This is a genomic window from Allobosea sp. ASV33, from assembly GCF_016428755.1.
In the GTDB taxonomy this organism is placed as follows: Bacteria; Pseudomonadota; Alphaproteobacteria; order Rhizobiales; family Beijerinckiaceae; genus Allobosea.
In genome coordinates this window covers 17,971-36,944 of sequence record NZ_JAELTI010000029.1, presented here as the reverse complement: position 1 = coordinate 36,944, position 18,974 = coordinate 17,971, and the positions used below count along the sequence as shown (strand labels likewise).

Annotated in this window: 18 protein-coding genes; 7 read left to right on the top strand and 11 right to left on the bottom strand. The window is 66.8% G+C overall.

Translation table 11 applies throughout. From position 1 onward, the window contains the following. The first annotated feature begins 65 nt into the window (after positions 1-65). Both JHD80_RS11275 and JHD80_RS11270 read left to right on the top strand, forming a co-directional pair. On the top strand, positions 66-1,040 hold the full coding sequence (locus JHD80_RS11275) for a tripartite tricarboxylate transporter substrate-binding protein (protein WP_199087070.1): 975 nt from the start codon (positions 66-68) through the stop codon (positions 1,038-1,040). A 241-nt stretch (positions 1,041-1,281) separates the two neighbouring features. After that, positions 1,282-1,713: a DUF1236 domain-containing protein gene (locus JHD80_RS11270; RefSeq protein WP_199087068.1), complete on the top strand. Its 432-nt coding sequence runs from the start codon at positions 1,282-1,284 to the stop codon at positions 1,711-1,713. A gap of 101 nt (positions 1,714-1,814) precedes the next feature. Here JHD80_RS11270 and upp read toward each other — a convergent pair whose 3' ends face one another. From upp to JHD80_RS11240, 6 genes are all read right to left on the bottom strand, one after another. Further along, positions 1,815-2,456 carry a uracil phosphoribosyltransferase gene (gene upp, locus JHD80_RS11265; RefSeq protein WP_199087066.1) on the bottom strand — a complete coding sequence of 214 codons (642 nt, stop codon included), beginning with the start codon at positions 2,454-2,456 and terminating at the stop codon, positions 1,815-1,817. A 160-nt stretch (positions 2,457-2,616) separates the two neighbouring features. Then, positions 2,617-3,834 carry a URC4/urg3 family protein gene (locus tag JHD80_RS11260; protein WP_199087065.1) on the bottom strand — a complete coding sequence of 406 codons (1,218 nt, stop codon included), beginning with the start codon at positions 3,832-3,834 and terminating at the stop codon, positions 2,617-2,619. Between the two features lie 25 nt (positions 3,835-3,859). Continuing rightward, positions 3,860-5,122, bottom strand: a complete 1,263-nt coding sequence (locus JHD80_RS11255) for a GTP cyclohydrolase II (protein WP_199087063.1) — start codon at positions 5,120-5,122, stop codon at positions 3,860-3,862. Between the two features lie 102 nt (positions 5,123-5,224). After that, positions 5,225-5,386 (bottom strand): Thivi_2564 family membrane protein, encoded by a 162-nt coding sequence (locus JHD80_RS11250; protein ID WP_091855869.1) that lies wholly within the window; start codon positions 5,384-5,386, stop codon positions 5,225-5,227. Positions 5,387-5,860: 474 nt separating this feature from the next. Next, the gene (glyS, locus tag JHD80_RS11245) at positions 5,861-8,149 is read right to left on the bottom strand and encodes a glycine--tRNA ligase subunit beta (protein ID WP_199087060.1); all 2,289 of its coding nucleotides are present in this window, start codon (positions 8,147-8,149) and stop codon (positions 5,861-5,863) included. Continuing rightward, positions 8,149-9,051, bottom strand: a complete 903-nt coding sequence (locus JHD80_RS11240; RefSeq protein ID WP_199087100.1) for a glycine--tRNA ligase subunit alpha — start codon at positions 9,049-9,051, stop codon at positions 8,149-8,151. The genes glyS and JHD80_RS11240 overlap by 1 nt, the downstream gene beginning before the upstream one ends. A 255-nt stretch (positions 9,052-9,306) precedes the next feature. Between JHD80_RS11240 and JHD80_RS11235 the strand changes: the two genes are divergently transcribed. From JHD80_RS11235 to JHD80_RS11225, 3 genes are all read left to right on the top strand, one after another. Further along, entirely contained in the window at positions 9,307-9,576 is a 270-nt protein-coding gene (locus JHD80_RS11235) for a hypothetical protein (protein WP_199087058.1), read from the top strand. A gap of 133 nt (positions 9,577-9,709) precedes the next feature. After that, positions 9,710-9,982 (top strand): hypothetical protein, encoded by a 273-nt coding sequence (locus JHD80_RS11230; RefSeq protein ID WP_199087056.1) that lies wholly within the window; start codon positions 9,710-9,712, stop codon positions 9,980-9,982. A gap of 149 nt (positions 9,983-10,131) precedes the next feature. Beyond that, positions 10,132-10,434 carry a hypothetical protein gene (locus tag JHD80_RS11225; protein WP_248311496.1) on the top strand — a complete coding sequence of 101 codons (303 nt, stop codon included), beginning with the start codon at positions 10,132-10,134 and terminating at the stop codon, positions 10,432-10,434. Here JHD80_RS11225 and JHD80_RS11220 read toward each other — a convergent pair. Further along, positions 10,425-11,210 (bottom strand): tRNA1(Val) (adenine(37)-N6)-methyltransferase, encoded by a 786-nt coding sequence (locus tag JHD80_RS11220; RefSeq protein WP_199087054.1) that lies wholly within the window; start codon positions 11,208-11,210, stop codon positions 10,425-10,427. The two genes, JHD80_RS11225 and JHD80_RS11220, sit on opposite strands and share 10 nt — an antisense overlap. Then, the gene (locus JHD80_RS11215; protein WP_465246518.1) at positions 11,203-11,415 is read right to left on the bottom strand and encodes a putative signal transducing protein; all 213 of its coding nucleotides are present in this window, start codon (positions 11,413-11,415) and stop codon (positions 11,203-11,205) included. Before JHD80_RS11215 ends, JHD80_RS11220 begins: the two co-directional genes overlap by 8 nt. Before the next feature lie 266 nt (positions 11,416-11,681). Here JHD80_RS11215 and JHD80_RS11210 point away from each other — a divergent pair, with 266 nt between their 5' ends. Together JHD80_RS11210 and tcuC are read left to right on the top strand one after the other, a co-directional pair. Further along, positions 11,682-12,617 carry a polyprenyl synthetase family protein gene (locus tag JHD80_RS11210; RefSeq protein ID WP_199087098.1) on the top strand — a complete coding sequence of 312 codons (936 nt, stop codon included), beginning with the start codon at positions 11,682-11,684 and terminating at the stop codon, positions 12,615-12,617. Positions 12,618-12,726: 109 nt separating this feature from the next. After that, positions 12,727-14,037 carry an MFS transporter gene (tcuC, locus tag JHD80_RS11205; RefSeq protein WP_199087050.1) on the top strand — a complete coding sequence of 437 codons (1,311 nt, stop codon included), beginning with the start codon at positions 12,727-12,729 and terminating at the stop codon, positions 14,035-14,037. Here the strand turns inward: tcuC and JHD80_RS11200 are convergent. From JHD80_RS11200 to JHD80_RS11190, 3 genes are all read right to left on the bottom strand, one after another. Further along, complete coding sequence (locus JHD80_RS11200; protein WP_199087048.1) at positions 14,015-14,890, bottom strand: 4-(cytidine 5'-diphospho)-2-C-methyl-D-erythritol kinase; 876 nt, start codon at positions 14,888-14,890, stop codon at positions 14,015-14,017. The two genes, tcuC and JHD80_RS11200, sit on opposite strands and share 23 nt — an antisense overlap. Before the next feature lie 26 nt (positions 14,891-14,916). After that, the gene (locus tag JHD80_RS11195; RefSeq protein WP_465246517.1) at positions 14,917-16,692 is read right to left on the bottom strand and encodes a tetratricopeptide repeat protein; all 1,776 of its coding nucleotides are present in this window, start codon (positions 16,690-16,692) and stop codon (positions 14,917-14,919) included. Positions 16,693-17,151: 459 nt separating this feature from the next. Then, the gene (locus JHD80_RS11190; RefSeq protein WP_248311495.1) at positions 17,152-18,831 is read right to left on the bottom strand and encodes an electron transfer flavoprotein-ubiquinone oxidoreductase; all 1,680 of its coding nucleotides are present in this window, start codon (positions 18,829-18,831) and stop codon (positions 17,152-17,154) included. Positions 18,832-18,974: the final 143 nt, after the last annotated feature.

Below are 18,974 nucleotides of genomic sequence, written 5' to 3'. Positions count from 1 at the left end.
TGGCGGGGTTGCGACTCTGGCGATGCCCCGCCAGCCTTGCCTCAACGATCACAGGGAGAAAATGCATGAGGAAACTTGTTCTCGGGCTTGCCGCGGCCGCGGCGCTGGCTTTTACGGGTAGCGCGCAGGCACAAGGCTACCCGACCAAGCCGATCACCATGATCGTGCCGTTCGCGGCAGGCGGGCCGACCGACATTATCGCCCGCATCGTCGCCGACCACATGTCGAAGACGCTCGGCCAGCAGATCGTCATCGAAAACGTCGCCGGCGCCGGCGGCACCACCGGCATCACCCGCGCCGTCACCGCCGCGCCTGACGGCTACACCATCGCGATGGGGCATCTCGGCACCTTCTCTGCGGCGCCCGCGACGTATCCCGGCCTGAAATACGATCCGATCAACGGCATGCAGACGATCGGCCTCGCCGGCGGCACGCCGATCCTGATCGTCGCCCGCAAGAACCTCGAGGCCCCTGACCTCAAGGCCTTTGTGGCGGCCGTGAAGGCCAATCCGGACAAGTTCAACGAGGCCCATGCCGGCCTCGGCTCAGTCTCCTGGACCACCTGCACCTTGCTCAAGGGCATCCTGGGCACGCCGAAGATCAACGCCGTCGCCTATCGCGGCACGGGCCCCGCCCTGAACGACCTCGTCTCCGGCCAGGTCGACTTCATGTGCGACCAGATCGTCTCGGTCGCCGAGCAGGTCCGCGCCAACACGATCAAGGCCTATGCGATCGCCTCGGCCCAGCGTTCGCCGGCGCTGCCGGACGTGCCGACCACCAAGGAAGCCGGGCTGCCCGAGTACCAGATCGAGGCCTGGAACGGCATCGCCGGCCCGAAGGGCATGCCGAAGGAAGCCGTGGACAAGCTGGTCGACGCGCTCGGCAAGGCGCTCAACGACGAAGGCACCAAGAAGCGCCTGCTCGATCTCGGCACCGTGCTGCCGACGGCCGAGGAGCGCACGCCGGCCGGCTTCGCCGCGCTGATCAAGCGCGACGCCGACAAGCTCACTCCTGCCGTTTCGGCGGCGCCGAAGCAGTAAGAAGCGCCTGATTTCGACGACGATGCGGCGGGCCTTCGGGTCCGCCGTTTTTGTTTTCAACCCGTTGCCGCAGGCGGCAGGCGACGCGCGGGACTTTTTTCGTAACCAAGCAAGCTCTTGCTCCCGCGTGCTTTTCGCCGCTCTGTTGCCGGTCGTTAACATCTCGTGACCCCGGTTCCGGGAACTGTTGCAACGCGCCTTGGTTGTCCCGCCGAAGATTAGCTTCGAAAGGAGACATCCCATGTTCAAGAAGCTTGCTCTCGTTGCCGCCCTGACCATCACCCCGGCGGTTGCCTTTGCCCAGGGCCAGCCCTCCGGTGGCGCCGTCGGCGGCGCGACCAGCGGTGCGGCCACCGGCGCTGTCGGCGGCGCCATCGTCGGCGGCCCGGTCGGCGCGGTTGTCGGCGGTGTCGGCGGTGCCGTGGTCGGCGCGATCGTCGGCGATGCGGCCGAGCCGAAGTTCCGCACCTATGTGGTCCAGCAGCGCGTCCCGTCCTACACCTACGCGGAGCCTATCGCTGTCGGCACGGTGCTGCCGGAGCAGGGCGTGGTCTATCACCAGGTCCCGGCTGACTATGCGCCGAACGCCTCGAACTACCGCTACACGGTGGTGAATGACCGCACGGTCATCGTCGAGCCGCAGACCCGCCGCGTCGTCCAGATCATCGAGTAACACAGACCCGAAAGGCGGGCGGTTCTAACCCCAGACACGCCCAACTTTCAGGTCAGGCCCGCTCCGGAAACGGGGCGGGCCGCTTTGCTTTGGGGCGGTTCTCAGCGGGTGCCGAACATGCGGTCGCCGGCATCGCCGAGGCCGGGAACGATATAGCCGTGATCGTTGAGGCGCTCGTCGATCGCAGCCGTCCAGATGCGGACATCGGGATGCGCGCCGCGCAGGCGTGCGACGCCTTCGGGGGAAGCCAGCAGGCAGACGAAGCGCAAATCTTTGGCGCCGCGCTCCTTGAGACGCTCGACCGCGGCCACGGCGGAGTTCGCCGTCGCCAGCATCGGGTCCATCACCACGATCATGCGATCGGCGATGTCGGAAGGTGCCTTGAAGTAGTATTCGACGGCCTGGAGCGTGTCGGGATCGCGATAGAGCCCGATATGGGCGACGCGGGCGGCCGGCACGAGCTCCAGCATACCGTCGAGAAAGCCGACGCCAGCGCGCAGGATCGGCGCGAAGACCAGCTTCTTGCCGGAGATGACCGGCTGCATCGACTTCTGCAGCGGCGTCTCGATCTCGATCAGCTCGGTCGGCAGGTCGCGCGTCACCTCGTAGCAGAGCAGCATGCCGATCTCGTTGAGGAGCTGGCGGAAGCTCTTGGTGGAGCGATCCTTCTCGCGCATCAGCGTGAGCTTGTGCTGGACCAGCGGATGGTCGACGACGGTGACGCCGTCCTGGCTCGAAGTCATACGCCGTTTCCCTCTCGTTCTCGGGTCTCTCGCGTCATCCCGGACAAGCCGCGAAGCGGCGCCGATCCGGGATCCATCGAAAAGCAGTGTGCTCTATGATGGATTCCGGGTCTGCGCTTCGCTTTGCCCGGAATGACGGCTTTTGCACGCAACCGACGGATCAAAATACCGTGCCATCGCTGATGATGGTCAAGGGCGGGCCGCCATCCACACGCTTTTCGCGCGCGATCCGCCGGCCGGCCGCCCAGGTCCCGCCTTCGAGCACTTTGGCGAGCGGGAGTTCCTCGCGCGAACGGCCGAGACGCTGGCGGACGAGGGCGCCGATTTCGTCGAGCAGGGCAACGGTCAGCGCGCGCCATTCCACCACGAGCGGCGACGAGACTTCATGCGCCTTCGTCCGGTCCGCCTCGTCCTTCAGCGCGATGACGCCGCTGTCGAGGAAGAGCCCGCCATTGCGGTACTCGGGGAGGCCGGTCATCTCGTCGATATCGACCACGGCGATGCCGGCCCATTCCAGCGGCTCGATCAGCGAATAGGTCAGCCATTGCGAGAGCTTGTGGAAGGGCACGAGCCCCTCGGTCGGCTTGCCTCGTGCGATCAGCGGGTGGCGCCAGGTGTCGCCCAGCGCGACGCCCGCCAGCGTCAGGCGCGACGGCCAGATGCCGCCGAAGGTGCCGAGCACTTCGCCCAGCATATGCGGCGCCCGCAGCGTGCCGGTATCGGCCGCGGCCACAAAGCGGTCGAAGAGGTCGCCGGGCCGCGAGAGCCCCTGCCTTTCGAGTTCCTCGCCAAGGCGGTTGAGCAGGGCGGCGCGGCCTTCGAGCGCCAACAGCGGATTGTCCGGCCCCGCCTGGAAGCCCTTGGCCAGCACGGCCGTGTCCAGATGCATCAGCGTCTGCGCATCGGCGCGCAACGGATCGGCCGGATCGCTGGAGAAGAGACCTGCGGCGAACATGTCGAGCGAGGCGAGCGCCAACCCCTCCGAGCGGCCGATCTCGCGGCCGGTCGCGGCGTCGCGATAGCGCCAGTCCGGCCCGGCGCCGGCATCGAGCAGGACGCTGACGACGGCGAGATCATAGGCGGCGCGGCCGCGCGCGGCGGGGTCAGCGAAATTCGCTTCGCGGTCGAGCATCTGCCAGCGATCCTCGCCTTCGACGACGAAATGGCGCCAGCGGGCGTGGAAGGGGATGTCGAGCGTCGGATAATTCGCGCGGATCGTCTCCAGCACATAGTCGGCACAAGCTTCGAGCCGCTCCGGGTGGACGCTGAAATGCAGCAATTCGCCGGCGAGCCCGAGCTCCCGCATCTCCTGCGCGCGCTCGCGCACGGCTGTGGGTTTCAACAGGGCGCAGAACGGCTCGGGGTCGCGGTCAGGCATCATCAACTCGGCGGGCGGGACGGAATCAGAACTTGTCGAGGTCGCGGCCGACCGTCGACTTCAGGGCGTTGTCGCCGGGCGCGCCGTCAGGCGAATAATAGCCCGCCGCCTTCTTGGCCTCGATCTCGACGGAGGCGTCGGGCGGGACCAGCTCGGGCGGGATCGCGACGCGCTCGCCGATCGCGATGCCGCTCTCGACCATGGCGTCGTATTTCATGTTCGACATCGACATCAGCCGGTCGATATGCGTGACGCCAAGCCAGTGCAGCACGTCCGGCATGAGCTGCTGGAAGCGGGCATCCTGCACGCCGGCGACGCATTCGGTGCGCTCGAAATAGGTCGCGGCGGAATCGCCGCCCTCCTGGCGCTTGCGGGCGTTGTAGACGAGGAACTTGGTGACCTCGCCGAGCGCCCTGCCCTCCTTGCGGTTGTAGACGATCAGGCCGACGCCGCCGCTCTGGGCCTCCTTCACGCATTCCTCGATGCCATGCGTGAGATAGGGCCGGCAGGTGCAGATATCGGAGCCGAACACGTCCGAGCCGTTGCACTCGTCATGAACGCGGCAGGCGATGCGCGTCTTCGGATCGGCAAGCCGCGAGGCCTCGCCCATGACATAGGCCGTGATCGAGCCGATCGGCGGTAGGAAGACCTTGAGGTCCGGCCGCGTCACCAGCTCGGGATACATGCCGCCGGTCTGCTCGAAGAGCGTGCGGCGGAGCTCGCTCTCGTTCGTGCCGAAACGCTCGGCGATGCCCGGCAGATACCAGACCGGATCGACCGCGATCTTGGTGACGCTGATATCGCCGGTGCTGTGCAGGATATGCCCGTCCGCGGCGAGGCGATGGGCGCCCATCGCGGCGAGGATCTCGGGCAGGTTGAGCCTGGCCTTGGTGATCGCGATCGAGGGCCGGATATCGATGCCCTCACCGATGAGCTGGCCGAAATCCTGCGCGACGGTGTGGCCGAACGGATCGAGCGAAACGATCTTCCTGGGATCGGCCCATTGCGGTTGGGGCAGGATTTCCGCCGTCGGATAGGTGTTGGTCAGGTCCGGGCGCTGCTGCGGGTTCATCGCGCGGGCCGAGATCGCCAGCGCGCGATAGACCGAATAGGAGCCGCCATGGGCGCCGATGACGTTGCGGTCGGCCGGGTTGGTGGTCGAGGCGATGATCGGGCCGCGCTCGATGGCGGTCGGCGCGCCCCATTTGATCGGGAAGCGCGTGGCGGCGCCGCCCGGCTCTGGGTGGGAGGTCAGCCTGATATGGCCGTTGCGGTTCGGCGCGTTCATCGCGGTCACGTCCTGAAACGGAAAAAGGCCCCGGGACGGGATCGTCCGGGGCCTTCTGGACCTCACGAAGTCTGAACCAGCGCGATGGCGCCGTCAATCGCCTTAGAAAACAGCGAGATAGCGCAGCAGCGAGATGATGCCGATCACGATCACGATGATCTGGACGACGTTCTTGATCTGCCCGTCGAGCGGCAGCATCCGCACGAGGTAGAGCACGAGGCCGATGACGAGAACGGTGATCAGCAGCGAAATCAGAATGGACATGCTTTCAGCCCTTTATCTCGGCCGGTAGCCGGCCCCCCGGAGCCCAGCCGCGACGCATTCGCGACTTGTCGGCCCCGGCGAAAGAACGTCGCGGGCGGGGATTGGTTCCGGAGGCGGGTTGTGGGGCGAAAAGAGGTCGTCGCGGCTTGCAGGAGAAGCACCGCCGTCATGGTCGGGCTTGTCCCGAGGATCCACGTTTTCGCTGGTCGAAAGCCGTGTTCAAGACACGGATGCTCGCCACAAGGGCGAGCATGACGTCGAGGGCGTCATTCTCGGCCTGAGCGAAGCAAAAAACTCGAGGACTCTCAGGGACCCGACCAACGTCATTCCGGACAAGCCGCGAAGCGGCGCTGATCCGGAATCCATCGGAGAGCTCGTAGCCCTACGATGGATTCCGGGTCTCCCTTAGGTCGCCCGGAATGACGCCTCTTGGTCCAGAGAGGCTCGGGTCAGGCCCGAGCCTGACGGAGGGTGTCAGCCCGCGATGCGGTCGAAATCCGCGACCGCGCGCGTCGCCTGGCGGAGCTGGTTGAGCAGCTTCAGGCGGTTCGCACGCAAAGCCGGATCGGGATCGTTGACCGTGACCTTGTCGAAGAAGGCATCGACCGCCGGGCGGATTTCCGCGAGCGCGGCCATGGCGCCCTCGTAATCCTCGGCGGCGACGGAGCCTTGCGCCTTCGGCGTCGCCTGTGCCAGCGCGACGGCAAGCGCCTTCTCCTCGATCAGGCCGGCATCGGCGATGAGGTGCAGGTCGGGAGCAGCGGCGAACGCGCCCTCGCCGTCCTTCTTCTCCTCGGCCTTGAGGATATTGGCGGCGCGCTTGTAACCCGCGAGCAGGTTCTTGCCATCCTCGGTGTCGAGGAAGCGCCCGAGCGCGGCGACACGGCGGGTGATGAGGAGGAGGTCGTCATTGGCCGAGGCGCCCTCGCCGAGAACGGCGTCGACGAGATCATGCCGCGCGCCCTGGTCGCGGAGCATGACCTTCAGGCGGTCGTGGAAAAAGGAGAGGAGGTCCGGTAACATCGCATGAGCATCGCGAACAACCTGCTGGGCAAGGCCGCTAGAAAGTGACCCGTCATCGGGTTGGGTTCGCGGGGCATCAAGAAGCTCATCAAGCAGGTCAGCATCGCTGCCAAGCCGCTGCTGGAGCCTCCGGACATAAATATTCCAAGACTTTGCCCGGATTTCCAGCCGCACCCCATTTTCAACCACCAACCGGATCACGCCCAGCGCCGCGCGGCGCAGCGCATAGGGGTCCTTGCTCCCGGTCGGCTTCTCGTCGATGGCCCAGAACCCCACTAGCGTGTCGAGCTTGTCGGCCAGCGCCACCGCAACCGAAACCGGATCGGTCGGCACGCGGTCGGACGGGCCGAGCGGCTTGTAATGCTCCTCGACCGCCGCAGCGACGGAGGCGTCCTCGCCCTGCAGCTCGGCGTATTTCCGGCCCATCAGGCCCTGCAACTCCGGGAACTCGCCGACCATCTCGGTCGGCAGGTCGGCCTTGGCGAGCTTGGCGGCGCGCTCGGCCTTGTCGGGATCGGCACCGACGATCGGGGCCAGTTCCCGTGCCAGCGCGGCGAGGCGCTGGACGCGCTGCCCTTGCGTGCCGAGCTTGGCGTGGAAGACGACGCCGAGCTTGTCGAGCTTGGCCATGCGCTGGTCGAGCGGCTTGGCGAGATCGAGCCCGAGCTTGTCGGCGCTGTCCTTGAGGGTATCGAGGTCCGGCAGCGCGCCGCGATCGGTCTGCCAGAAATAGGCGGCGTCCGAGAGGCGGGCCCGCACGACGCGGCCATTGCCGGCGGTGATCGCCGCGCCGCCATCGCTGGCGGCGAGGTTCGAGACCAGGATGAAGCGGTTGGCGATGTTCCCGGTCGCGGGATCGCGCAGCACGAAGCATTTCTGGTTGGCGCGGATGGTGGCGCGGATCGCCTCGCCGGGAATGTCGAGGAAGCGCTCTTCGAAGGAGCCCATCAGCACGACCGGCCATTCGACGAGGCCGGCGACCTCCTCCAGCAGACCCTCGTCCTCGACGAGGTCGAGCCCTTGCGCGAAGGCGAGGTTGCGGGCGTCGGTGAGGATGATCTCCTTGCGTCGGTCGGCATCGAGCACGACTTTCGCCTTCTCCAGCGAGGTCACGTAATCGTCGAGGCGCTTCACCGTGATGGGGCCGGGCGCATGGAAGCGATGGCCCTGGGTCACGTTGCCGGAAACGATGCCGTCGACCTCGAAGGGCACCACCTCCGGGTCCTCGACCTCGGCAGCGCCGAAGGTGCAGAGGATCGAATGCAGCGGGCGCACCCAGCGGAGGCTCGCACCGCCGGCCGAAGCCTTGCCCCAGCGCATCGATTTCGGCCAAGGGAAGGAGCGGATCACGGCCGGCACGATCTCGGCGATGGCCGCGACGGTTTCCTGACCGGGCTTCTCGATGATGGCGACGTAAGAATCGCCCTTCTTGGGATCGCTGACGATAGTCGCCTGATCGAGCGAGCTAAGGCCCGCGGCCTTGAGGAAGCCCTGCACGGCAGCTTCGGGCGCGCCGACGCGCGGTCCCTTGCGTTCCTCGCGCACGTCGCGGCCGCGCACCGGCAGGCCGGCGATGTGCAGCGCGAGCCGGCGCGGCGTCGCGAAGGCCTTGGCGCCCTCATAGACGAGGCCGCGCTCGACCAGCGCATCGGTTACGAGCCTCTTGAGGTCCTCGCCGGCCTTGCGCTGCATGCGCGCGGGGATTTCCTCGGAGAAGAGTTCAAGCAGAAGATCGGGCATCAGTTCGCTCCCCCGCCGGCGGTCTTCAGCCAGGCTGCGCCGCAGGCCTTGGCGAGCTCGCGCACGCGCAGGATGTAGCTCTGCCGCTCGGTGACCGAGATCACGCCGCGCGCGTCGAGCAGGTTGAAGGTGTGGCCGGCCTTGAGGCACTGGTCATAGGCGGGTTGCACCATGAGGTGCCGCTCGCCGGCCTCACCCTTTTGCAGGAGGGCGCGGCATTCGGCCTCCGCCTCGGCGAAGCGCCGGAACAGGGCGTCGGTATCGGCGTGCTCGAAATTGTAGCGGGAATATTCCTGCTCGGCCTGCAGGAAGACGTCGCGATAGGTGACCTTCTCGTCGCCCTCGAGCCCGTTGAAGTTGAGCTCCATGATGCTCTCGACATTCTGCAGATAGCAGGCGAGACGCTCGAGTCCGTAGGTCAGCTCGCCGGAGACCGGCGCGCATTCGATGCCGGCGACCTGCTGGAAATAGGTGAACTGGCTGACTTCCATGCCGTCGCACCAGCATTCCCAGCCGAGCCCCCAGGCGCCCAGCGTCGGGTTCTCCCAATCGTCCTCGACGAAGCGGATATCGTGCAGGAGCATGTCGATGCCGATGGCTTCGAGCGACTGGAGATAGAGCTCCTGCAGGTTCGGCGGGTTCGGCTTCAGGATGACCTGGAACTGGTAATAATGCTGCAGCCGGTTGGGGTTCTCGCCATAGCGGCCGTCCTTGGGCCGGCGCGAGGGCTGGACATAGGCCGCCCGCCAGGGCTTCGGCCCGAGCGAACGCAGCATCGTGCCGGGGTGCGAGGTGCCGGCGCCGACCTCCATGTCGTAGGGCTGCAGCACCACGCAACCTCGCTCGGCCCAGAAGCGCTGCAGCGTCAGCAGCAGCCCCTGGAAGGAGCGGGTCGGGTCCATCGCCGGGGACGAGGCCGGGATGGCGGAGTGCGTGAGGGGCGCCGGGGCGGACAAGTGCCTGCAACCTTCCGATAACAAAGCGATGGCGGTGATTAGGGTTCGCGCCGGCCAGGGTCAAGCGCGGCCGGGAACCGGAAGCGGACAGATTTCGTTCATGACCGGCCTGATATCGATAGAGGCAACCGCATGGCTCGCGATGTTCGGGGCGAGCATTTGATGACGGGCCTGCGGCCGCATAACCAAGGAGACTAGCCCATGTTGACAACCCGCATCATTGCCGCCGCCTTCGGCGCCGCAACCCTGCTCGGTGCCGCCATGAGCAGCGCCCCGGCCTCGGCGGCCCCGGTTTCCGCCGGCACGACGCTCGCTTCGGGCGCCGAGACCGGCCTCGTCCAGCAGGCCTACCATCGCGGCCGGCCGCATTACGGCCCGGGTCGCCCCCATGTCCGTCGCTGCTGGACCGAATCCCGCCGCGTCTGGGTCGGCCATCGTTGGATCCGCCGGGCCGTGCGCGTCTGCCGCTGAGGCCAGCGCACCAAGATGAAGGATAGCTGAACGGCGCGGTATCGCGCCGTTCACGCTTTCGGGGTTAGAGTTTTCGCCAGGGACGACTTGATCACCTTCGGCATGCCCGATCGTACCAGCCATGGAGAACATCATGTTCCGGACAACCCTTCTCGCAGCCGCGACGGCCGCCGTGCTCGGTGGTGGCGCGCTGATGGCGACATCCGCTTCCGCTGCCCCCGCCGCGGCGCCGGCGGGACAGGCCATGCAGGCGGGGCAAGGCCTCGTCGAACAGGCCCAGTACTATTACGGTCCGCGCCGCTACTATCGCCCGCGTCCCTATTACCGCCCGCGCTGCTGGACCGAAGGCCGCCGCGTCTGGAACGGCTTCCGCTGGGTCGTCCGCCCGGTGCGCGTCTGCCGCTGATACACCATGGCCGCAATGCGGCCATCGGCTGAAGGCAAGCTGAACGGCGCGATCCCGTGCCGTTCAGGTTCGAGGCTCTAAGGTCTCACACCAAGGGCGGCGTTTCATCCGACGGCAGGGACTGCCGACGCCATCTCATGGAGGTTTTCATGTTTCGGACTCTGATCGTCACCATGGCGACAGCCGGCGCGCTGGGCGTGGCCGGCCTCGCCGCCACTCCTGCCTCCGCGGCTCCGATCGGCGCCGCGCCGATCGCGACCGCCCCCATGGTCGCCAGCGAGGGCATGGTTCAGCAGGCGCAGTATTATTACGGCCCGCGCCGCTACTACGGCCCTCGACGCTACTATGGCCCGCGCTACTACGGTCCGCGCCGCTATTACGGCCCGCGCTACTACGGCCCGCCGCCGCTGTTCGCCCCGCCGATCTACGCACCGCGGCCCTATTACTGGTAATCGGGCGACAGGCGTCCGCGGCCGCGATGCACCGCATCGCTTAGCGGCGTCAGCTTGCCCTCGGGCCCATTGATCACGAAAGCCGGCAGCAAGGCTGCCGGCTTTTTGCTGTTCAGCACCGCCGTCACGACGATTCGGATCGCAGGCTTCTCGGCGAAGGCATGGACCGGCAGCACCACGACCGCGCCGAAACCGGTCTCGAGACCGGCGAGCACCTCCGGCAGAGCCTCCACCCGATGGATAAGCGCGAGATGCCCGCCCGACCGGAGCAGGCGCCTGGCGGTGCGCAGCCAGGGCGCGAGCGCTCCTTCCGCGACATGGGCCGCCCTGCGGTTGGGAATCGGCGAAGCCTTGCTGCCGCCGGGCGGGTAGAAGGGCGGATTCATCGCGACGGCATCGAATGAAGCCGGAGCGAGCCCCCGTTCGGACAGGACGGCCGCGCGCGCCGTGACATCCCCGGCCACGGCCCTCACGCGTCCGGCCAGGTCGTTGAGCCCGGCATTGCGCCCGGCCAGCGCGGCGAGGTCCGGATCGCGTTCGAGCAGCGTCACACGCAAGCCCGGCTGCATCAGCGCCGCTGCCAGCCCGACCGTGCCGACACCGGCCCCCATATCGAGCAATGCGCCCTGCCCCAGCTCCGGCAAGGCTGCCGCCAGCAGGATCGCGTCGCTGCCGGCGCGGTGGCCCTTGCGCGGCTGGAGCAAGCGCAACCGTCCGTCGAGCAGGCGATCCTCGACGATCTCGCCGAGCGCCGAATCCGCCCCGCCCTCACTCATCGCGCAATTCGGATCCGTAGCCGGCATCGATCAACAGCGCCCTTGCGCGCCTGCGATCGACATCGCGGACCAGCAGCCGGCGCGGGAAGGCGCCGATCATGCCCTCCAGCGAGCTGATATGCTGATCGGCGATCAGGCATTCGAGATTGGCCGAGGCCAGCAGGGCTTCGACCGCGCCGAGCAGAATCAGATCGTTGGTGCGCATGAGTTCGTGCATGGCGCCATGGAGCCCAAGCACCCCGGCTTGTGCAAGACCCCGCGCTCATCGGGCCTGTCTTCACGCCAAGGTGCGGCGTCGCGTCGGTTTGCAGGGGCTGGCGTCCCATGCGACGGTTGTGGCATGGCAAAGGCGCGCCGCCCGGCGCGCGGATCTGACCCGGAGTGTTTCCAGTGGGTGTCGTCGTCTCCCTCGAGGAACGGGAATCGAACCAGGCCAGCATCGAGCCGCTGGTCGCGCTGACGCGCGATGACATGGCGCGGGTCAATGCGATGATCCTGTCGCGCACCGGCTCCGACGTGACGATGATCCCCGAGGTGGCCAACCACCTGATCTCCTCCGGCGGCAAGCGCCTGCGGCCGATGCTGACGCTCGCGATGGCCGATCTCTGCGGCTACCAGGGCGACGGCCATGTGAAGCTCGCGGCCTCCGTCGAGTTCATGCACACCGCCACGCTGCTGCATGACGACGTCGTCGACGAGAGCGACATGCGCCGCGGCAAGCTCGCGGCCCGCATGCTCTGGGGCAACGAGGCGAGCGTGCTGGTCGGCGATTTCCTGCTCGGCCAGGCCTTCAAGATGATGGTCGAGGTCGGCTCCCTGCGGGCGCTCGACATCCTGTCGACCGCCGCCTCCGTGATCGCCGAGGGCGAGGTGCTGCAGCTCTCCGTCGCCAAGAACACCGAGACGACCGAGGACGAATATCTCTCGGTGATCCGCGGCAAGACCGCCGAGCTCTTCGCCGCCGCCTGCGAGGTCGGGCCGGTGATCGCTTCTTCCTCCAAGGCCGATGCCGCCGCCTGCCGCAGCTACGGCCTCAATCTCGGCATCGCCTTCCAGCTCATCGACGACGCGCTCGACTATGGCGGCGTCGCGGCCAAGCTCGGCAAGAACACCGGCGACGATTTCCGCGAGGGCAAAATCACCCTGCCGGTCGTGCTCTCCTTCCGCCGCGGCGACGAGGCCGAGCGCGCCTTCTGGAAGCGCACGCTGCAGGAAGGCGCGATTCGCGACGGCGATCTCGAAGAAGCCCAGGCGATCATGCGCCGGCACAAGGCGCTCGACGACACCATCGCTCGCGCGGAGCACTATGCGCGCATGGCCAAGGACGCGCTCGGGCTCTTCCCGGCTTCGCCGATGAAGCAGGCACTGAACGCCGCCGTCGATTTCTGCGTGGCGCGGGCGCATTGAATCCGGACATTCGCCCGGCGTCGCGCACAACGACAAACTAGCTCTTCCCAGCAGCCGCGCCGAGGCCTAGCGTAATTGCGTCCCGCAAACGCTAGGCCGGAGCATGGCCATGTCGGAAGCATCGCATCGTCAGAACCAAATCTGGTCGGTCGTCCGAGTATCGAGCGGCAATTTCCTGGAGATGTACGACTTTTTCGTCTTCGGCTACTACGCCTCGGCGATCGGGAAGGCGTTCTTTCCCTCCGGCAGCGATTTCGCACAGTTGATGGCGGCGTTCATGACGTTCGGCGCCGGCTTCCTGATGCGCCCGCTCGGTGCGGTCGTGCTCGGGACCTATATCGATCATCACGGACGACGGGCCGGGTTGCTGCTCACCCTCATGCTCATGGCCTTCGGCACGCTGACCATCGCATTGGCGCCGACCTATGCGACGATCGGCATCCTGGCACCGATCATCGTCGTGATCGGCCGGCTGGTGCAGGGCTTCTCGGCCGGCGTCGAGCTCGGCGGCGTCTCGGTCTATCTCTCGGAAATCGCGACGCCCGGCAATAAAGGCTTCTATGTCAGCTGGCAGTCCGGAAGCCAGCAGATCGCGGTCATCTTCGTCGCGCTGCTCGGCGTCTGGCTCGCCACCATTCTGCCACCGGAGAGCCTGACGGCTTGGGGTTGGCGCATTCCCTTCCTCGTCGGCTGCCTGATCGTGCCGCTGATCTTCCTGCTGCGCCGCTCGATGCAGGAGACGGAGGATTTCGCCGAACGCAAGCGCAGCGCCAGTCATCCGACCCCACGACAGATCGTGCGGGCGCTGGTGGCCAACTGGCAGACGGTGCTGACCGGCATGCTGCTCGTGACGATGACCACGGTCTCGTTCTATTTCATCACCGCCTACACGCCGACCTTCGGCAAGGAAGTGCTGAAGCTGAGCAGCATCGACAGCCTTCTCGTGACGCTCTGCGTCGGCCTCTCCAACCTGTTCTGGTTGCCGGTGATGGGCGCGTTATCCGACCGGGTCGGACGCAAACCTCTGCTGCTGGTTTTCTCGGTGCTGCTCTTCGTGAGCGCCTATCCGATACTGTCCTGGCTTGTCGTCAGCCCCTCCTTCTCACATCTGCTGATGGTCGAGCTCTGGCTGTCCTTCATCTACGCCAGCTATAACGGCGCGATGGTCGTCGCGCTGACCGAGATCATCCCGGTCGAGCTGCGAACCACCGGCTTCTCCGTCGCCTACAGCCTGGCGACGGCGATCTTCGGTGGCTTCACGCCGGCGGTGAGCACCTATCTGATCGAGGCGACCGGCAATCGCGCGATCGCCGGCCTGTGGCTGATGTTCGCCGCCCTTTGCGGTTTCGTCGCGACCCTCCTTGCCTATCGTGGGCGCCGCGAGCCGGCACGCATGGTCAGCGCAGCAGCGTCGCCCTGACCCACCAGCTAGGCCGCTCGCTCGCCAGGGTCTTCGCAGCGGCCGCGCTCGCCGTGCAGTCGTCGAACAGCGCGAAGCAGGTAGCGCCGGAACCTGACATGCGTGCCAACCGGCAGCCCGGCAGCGCCGCAAGCCGCTCCAAAACTTCGCCGATGATCGGTGCGACCCGCCGCGCCGGCGCAGCGAGATCGTTCGTCGTAGACTGGAGATCGTCCAGCAGCTTCGCGGCTGATGCCGGCGCCGCGACGGTCGCAGCGCGCGCTTCGGATGCCGCCTCGCCGGCCTTCAGGCCGAGCGCCCGGAAAACGGCAACCGTCTCGACGCCGACGCCAGGATTGACCAGCACGGCGAAGAGCGGCGGCAACCTCAGGACAGGACCGAGCTTTTCGCCGATGCCGGCCATCAGTCGCGCCCGCGAATCGAGACAGACGGGCACATCGGCGCCAACGCTTGCAGCGACCTCCCGCAGAAGCGGGTCGGCGGGCCCGATGCCGTTCAGGCGCGCAAGCAGGCGCAGCGTCGCAGCCGCATCGGCCGAGCCGCCGCCGATGCCCGAGGCGACCGGCAAGCGCTTGACGAGATGGAAGCGCCCGAGGCGCAAGTCCGGGCGGGCGGCGGCGAGCGCACGAGCGGCGCGCAGGACGAGATTGCCGTCGTCGACCGCCAGCCCTTGCGCCCTGGGCCCTGCGAGCGTGAGAGACAGCCCCGCGCCGGGATCGAGCGAGAGCGTATCGCCGACGCCGGCGAAGGCGACGAGGCTTTCGAGCTCATGATAGCCGTCGACGCGGCGCCCAAGCACGCGCAGGTCGAGATTGACCTTGGCGCGGGCGCGCGTCGTCAGGGGCAGAGCCACGGCTTCAAGCCGGCGGCGCGAGGATGTCAGCCGCCATCCTTCTTCGCGGCATCGGTCACATTGGCCGAGGGCTCATCCATGCCGTGCTCGATCTTGCGCAGAATCTTCTCGAGATCCTCGGGCTCGGGCTTGAGGTCGCGAGCGTGGTTCCATTGGAACTTCGCCTCGAGCTGGCGGCCGGTCTTCCAGTAGACATCGCCGAGATGGTCGTTGATGACCGGGTCCGACGGACGCAGCTCGGCAGCCCGCTCGATCTCGCGCGCGGCATCGTCATAGCGGCCGAGGCGATAATAGGCCCAGCCGAGCGAATCGATGATGTAACCGTCGCGCGGGCGGAGTTCGACAGCGCGGCGCAGCATGTCGAGCGCCTCGTCGAGCTTGAGATGCTTGTCGACCAGCGAATAGCCGAGATAGTTCAGCACCAGAGCGCGCTCGCGGCCAAGCGGATCGGGCAGGAGTTCCAGCGCCTTGCGCAGGTCGGCCTCGGCCTCGGGCCAGCGATTGGTGCGCTCGCGGGCGATGCCGCGGAAATAGAACAGGTCCCAGTTGGCGCGGCCGGGCGAGGCAAGCTTGGCGATCGCCTTGTCATAGGCGGTCGCGGCCTCGGCGAACTGCTTGCGTGAGCGATAGATGTTGCCAAGCGCCGAGAGCGCGTCAACATCGTCCGGGCGCTCCGCGATGACCTTGTCGAGATGCTTCACCGCCTCGTCGGGCTTGCCGAGATTCTCCAGCGCCAGGCCGGCCTGGATCTCGGCATTCGGACGCAGCGGCGAGGAGGCCGGCATCTTGTCGTAGACGGCGACGGCGTCCTCGGGCTGGCGGGCGCGCTCGAGGATGTCGCCGAGCGTCAGGATCGCAAGGTCATGGCCGGGATCGAGATAGATCGCCATGCGCAGGTAGAGCAGCGCAGCGGCCTCGTCGCCCTGGCGGTTGCCGGCGCTGGCGAGACCGTAGAGCACCTCGGCCGCGCCCTGCTGCGGCGTCGAGATCTGGCGCGGCGGCGCCTCCTTCTTGCCGACGAGCGCCATGCCTTCGCGGATGATCGGGTGGTTCGGCAGCAGGCGATCGAAGCCGGCATAGGTCTCGGCCGCGCCGTTGAAATCGCCGTTGCGGGCCTGGAAGCGCGCCCAGAGATCGACGAGCCGGAGCGTGGTCTTCTCCGCGTCATAGGCGGATTTCAGCCGCTTCTCGGCTTCGGCCTTGCGGCCGGCGGCGTCGAGGATCAGGCCGGCGTGATAGTCGCGGAAGAGATTGTAGGAGGGCTCGCCCTTCAGCCGCTCCAGCGTCTCGATGGCGCGCTTGGGATTGTTGGAGCCGAGATAGGACCAGGCCGAGAGCAGCGTCGCGGTAATGTCGGCCGCGCGGCCCCTGCCCCCGCGCTGGAGATGGTTGCGCGCGGTCTGGTAGCTCTTCTGCTTGATCGAACGGATGCCGATGACGAGCTGGGCGAGGCCGTTGCTCGGATCCTGCTGGATCAGCTTGTCGGCAGCACGGAAGGCGTCCGGCATGGCGCCGTCGGCCAGGAAGGCGACGAAGGCGCGCTCGGTCAGGTCGTTGTTCTGCGGGTCTTCCTTAATCGCTTCGCGCAGATAGACCGAAGCCGCGCCGAGATCGCGCGAGGCGCCGGCGACGATCGCCGCGAGATAGTTCCCTTCCAGGCTGTCGCCCGGCTCCAGCGAATCGGCCGTGCGTGGCTGCGTCGCGCCCTGGGCGGCGGCCATGGCTGGCAGGAACATCAACAGCGACAGCGCAGCAGCCGTGCCCGAGGCACGCACCTTCTTCAATAATGTCACGACTGCCATTCTCCTTCGGTCCGCGGCCTCACCATCTCGGGGCGCACTCTTCCAGCGGACCGTGATCGCTTCGCGTAGGCTGGCAAGATGGCGGTTTCCGGGCGGGCGGGCAAGCCGGCCTCCCGATGAATGCGGCGGTTTCGTAGCAGCCGCGCAACAGTTGCCGAAATCCCGCTGACGAAGAGGCCGGTGCCCGGAAACAGAAATCATCCGGCAGGGATATCGGGCCTATATTTTCTCCGCTTGCGGCTCCCGCAGCGATTCTACTGGGATCATTCCAATGAAGAAGATCATTCTGAGCATTGCCGCCGTCGCGCTCCTCGGCGGTTTCGTCGCCGGTTGCGCCAAGGACGAGACCAAGCCGGTCGCCAAGATCGTCCGCAAGGGCTGATCAGCTACGGTTTGACGACAAAGGGCGCGCCTGCCGGCGCGCCCTTTTTATTTCACGAGACTGCGAATCGCAGGCGATCACATATTCGCGTAGCCGGGCCCGCCGCCGCCTTCCGGCACCGTCCAGGTGATGTTCTGGGCGGGGTCCTTGATGTCGCAGGTCTTGCAGTGGACGCAGTTCTGCGCGTTGATCACGAAGCGCGGATTGGTCCTGGTTTCGGCATTCTCGTAGACGACCTCGTAGACGCCCGCCGGGCAGTAAAGCCGGGCCGGCTCGCCATAGAGCGGCAGGTTCTGCGTGATCGGGACCGAGGGATCGGTCAGCTTCAGATGCGCCGGCTGGTCTTCCTCGTGATTGGTCGAGGAGAGGAAGACCGAGGAGAGCTTGTCGAATGAGATCTTGCCGTCCGGCTTCGGATAGGTGATCGGCGTCACCTCGGCGAGCGGCTTCAGCGTCGCGAAATCCGGCTTGCCATGCTTGAGCGTGCCGAAGGGCGACCAGCCGAAGAGCTGATTCAGCCACATGTCGATGCCGCCGAGCCCGATGCCGAGGAGGGTGCCGAATTTCGACCAGAGCGGCTTGACGTTGCGGACGCGCTTCAGGTCCTTGCCGATGGCGTTGTCCCGCCAGCTATTCTCGATCTCGACGACCTCGTCATGGCTGCGGCCAGCCTGCAGCGCCGGCACCAGCTTCTCGGCCGCGAGCATGCCCGACAGGATGGCGTTGTGGCTGCCCTTGATACGGGGAACGTTGACGAAGCCCGCGGCGCAGCCGATCAGCGCGCCACCCGGGAAGGTCAGCTTCGGCACCGACTGCCAGCCGCCCTCGGTGATCGCGCGCGAGCCATAGGCGAGGCGCTTGGCGCCCTCGAAGGTGTCGCGGATCAGCGGATGGGTCTTGAAGCGCTGGAACTCGTCGAAGGGCGAGAGCGTCGGGTTCTGGTAGTTCAGGTGAACGACGAAGCCGACCGAGACCAGGTTGTCGTCGAAATGATAGAGGAAGGAGCCGCCGCCGGTGCCGTTGTCGAGCGGCCAGCCGAAGGAGTGCTGGACGCGGCCCTTGTGGAACTTCTCCGGCTTGACCTGCCAGAGCTCCTTCAGACCGATGCCGTATTTTTGCGGCTCGCGGCCCTCGTCCAGGGCGAAGCGCTTGATCGCGATCTTGGAGAGCGAGCCGCGCGCGCCCTCGCCCAGCAGCGTATAGCGGCCGCGCAGTTCCATGCCACGGGTGAAGCGCTCGGAGACCGTGCCGTCCTTGGCGATGCCCATGTCGCCGGTCGCGATACCGGCAACCGAACCGTCCTCGTTGAACAGCAGTTCGGCGGCGGCGAAGCCCGGATAGATCTCGACGCCGAGCGCCTCGGCGCGCGCGCCCAGGAATTTCGCGACGAGCCCGAGCGAGCCGACGAAATTGCCGTGGTTGTTCATCAGCGAGGGCATGCCGAAATTCGGCAGGCGGATTCCGTTGGGCTCGGTCAGGAAATAGAAGATGTCTTCCTTGACCTCGGTGGTCAGGGGGCGATCGGGATCGTCGCGCCAATCCGGCACCAGCTTGTCGAGGCCGATCGGGTCGATCACGGCGCCGGAGAGGATATGGGCACCGACCTCGGCGCCCTTCTCGACCACGACGACGGTCAGGTTCTCGTCGAGTTGCTTCAGCCGGATGGCGGCGGCCAGGCCCGCGGGGCCGGCACCGACGATGACGACGTCATAGTCCATGCTCTCGCGCGGTTCGCTCTGCGCTTCCTTCAGATCCATCCTGCCCTCCGCCTCAGCAACCGCGCCGCATAATTGTTTATATATGAACTATCTTGCCGGGTCGTTCAATGCCGGCTTTCGTCCAGTCTGGAACCCCTCTATCCAAGCGCGCGTTCCATTTTGCAACTGCGTTGGCTCGCGAA

Excerpts from the sequence above, each read along its gene's own strand:
- JHD80_RS11275 (WP_199087070.1), top strand. The coding sequence starts at position 66 with ATGAGGAAACTTGTTCTCGGGCTTGCCGCGGCCGCGGCGCTGGCTTTT.
- JHD80_RS11270 (WP_199087068.1), top strand. The coding sequence starts at position 1,282 with ATGTTCAAGAAGCTTGCTCTCGTTGCCGCCCTGACCATCACCCCGGCG.
- upp (WP_199087066.1), bottom strand. The coding sequence starts at position 2,456 with ATGACTTCGAGCCAGGACGGCGTCACCGTCGTCGACCATCCGCTGGTC.
- JHD80_RS11260 (WP_199087065.1), bottom strand. The coding sequence starts at position 3,834 with ATGCCTGACCGCGACCCCGAGCCGTTCTGCGCCCTGTTGAAACCCACA.
- JHD80_RS11255 (WP_199087063.1), bottom strand. The coding sequence starts at position 5,122 with ATGAACGCGCCGAACCGCAACGGCCATATCAGGCTGACCTCCCACCCA.
- JHD80_RS11250 (WP_091855869.1), bottom strand. The coding sequence starts at position 5,386 with ATGTCCATTCTGATTTCGCTGCTGATCACCGTTCTCGTCATCGGCCTC.
- glyS (WP_199087060.1), bottom strand. The coding sequence starts at position 8,149 with ATGCCCGATCTTCTGCTTGAACTCTTCTCCGAGGAAATCCCCGCGCGC.
- JHD80_RS11240 (WP_199087100.1), bottom strand. The coding sequence starts at position 9,051 with ATGGACCCGACCCGCTCCTTCCAGGGGCTGCTGCTGACGCTGCAGCGC.
- JHD80_RS11235 (WP_199087058.1), top strand. The coding sequence starts at position 9,307 with ATGTTGACAACCCGCATCATTGCCGCCGCCTTCGGCGCCGCAACCCTG.
- JHD80_RS11230 (WP_199087056.1), top strand. The coding sequence starts at position 9,710 with ATGTTCCGGACAACCCTTCTCGCAGCCGCGACGGCCGCCGTGCTCGGT.
- JHD80_RS11225 (WP_248311496.1), top strand. The coding sequence starts at position 10,132 with ATGTTTCGGACTCTGATCGTCACCATGGCGACAGCCGGCGCGCTGGGC.
- JHD80_RS11220 (WP_199087054.1), bottom strand. The coding sequence starts at position 11,210 with ATGAGTGAGGGCGGGGCGGATTCGGCGCTCGGCGAGATCGTCGAGGAT.
- JHD80_RS11215 (WP_465246518.1), bottom strand. The coding sequence starts at position 11,415 with ATGCGCACCAACGATCTGATTCTGCTCGGCGCGGTCGAAGCCCTGCTG.
- JHD80_RS11210 (WP_199087098.1), top strand. The coding sequence starts at position 11,682 with ATGGCGCGGGTCAATGCGATGATCCTGTCGCGCACCGGCTCCGACGTG.
- tcuC (WP_199087050.1), top strand. The coding sequence starts at position 12,727 with ATGTCGGAAGCATCGCATCGTCAGAACCAAATCTGGTCGGTCGTCCGA.
- JHD80_RS11195 (WP_465246517.1), bottom strand. The coding sequence starts at position 16,692 with ATGGCAGTCGTGACATTATTGAAGAAGGTGCGTGCCTCGGGCACGGCT.
- JHD80_RS11190 (WP_248311495.1), bottom strand. The coding sequence starts at position 18,831 with ATGGATCTGAAGGAAGCGCAGAGCGAACCGCGCGAGAGCATGGACTAT.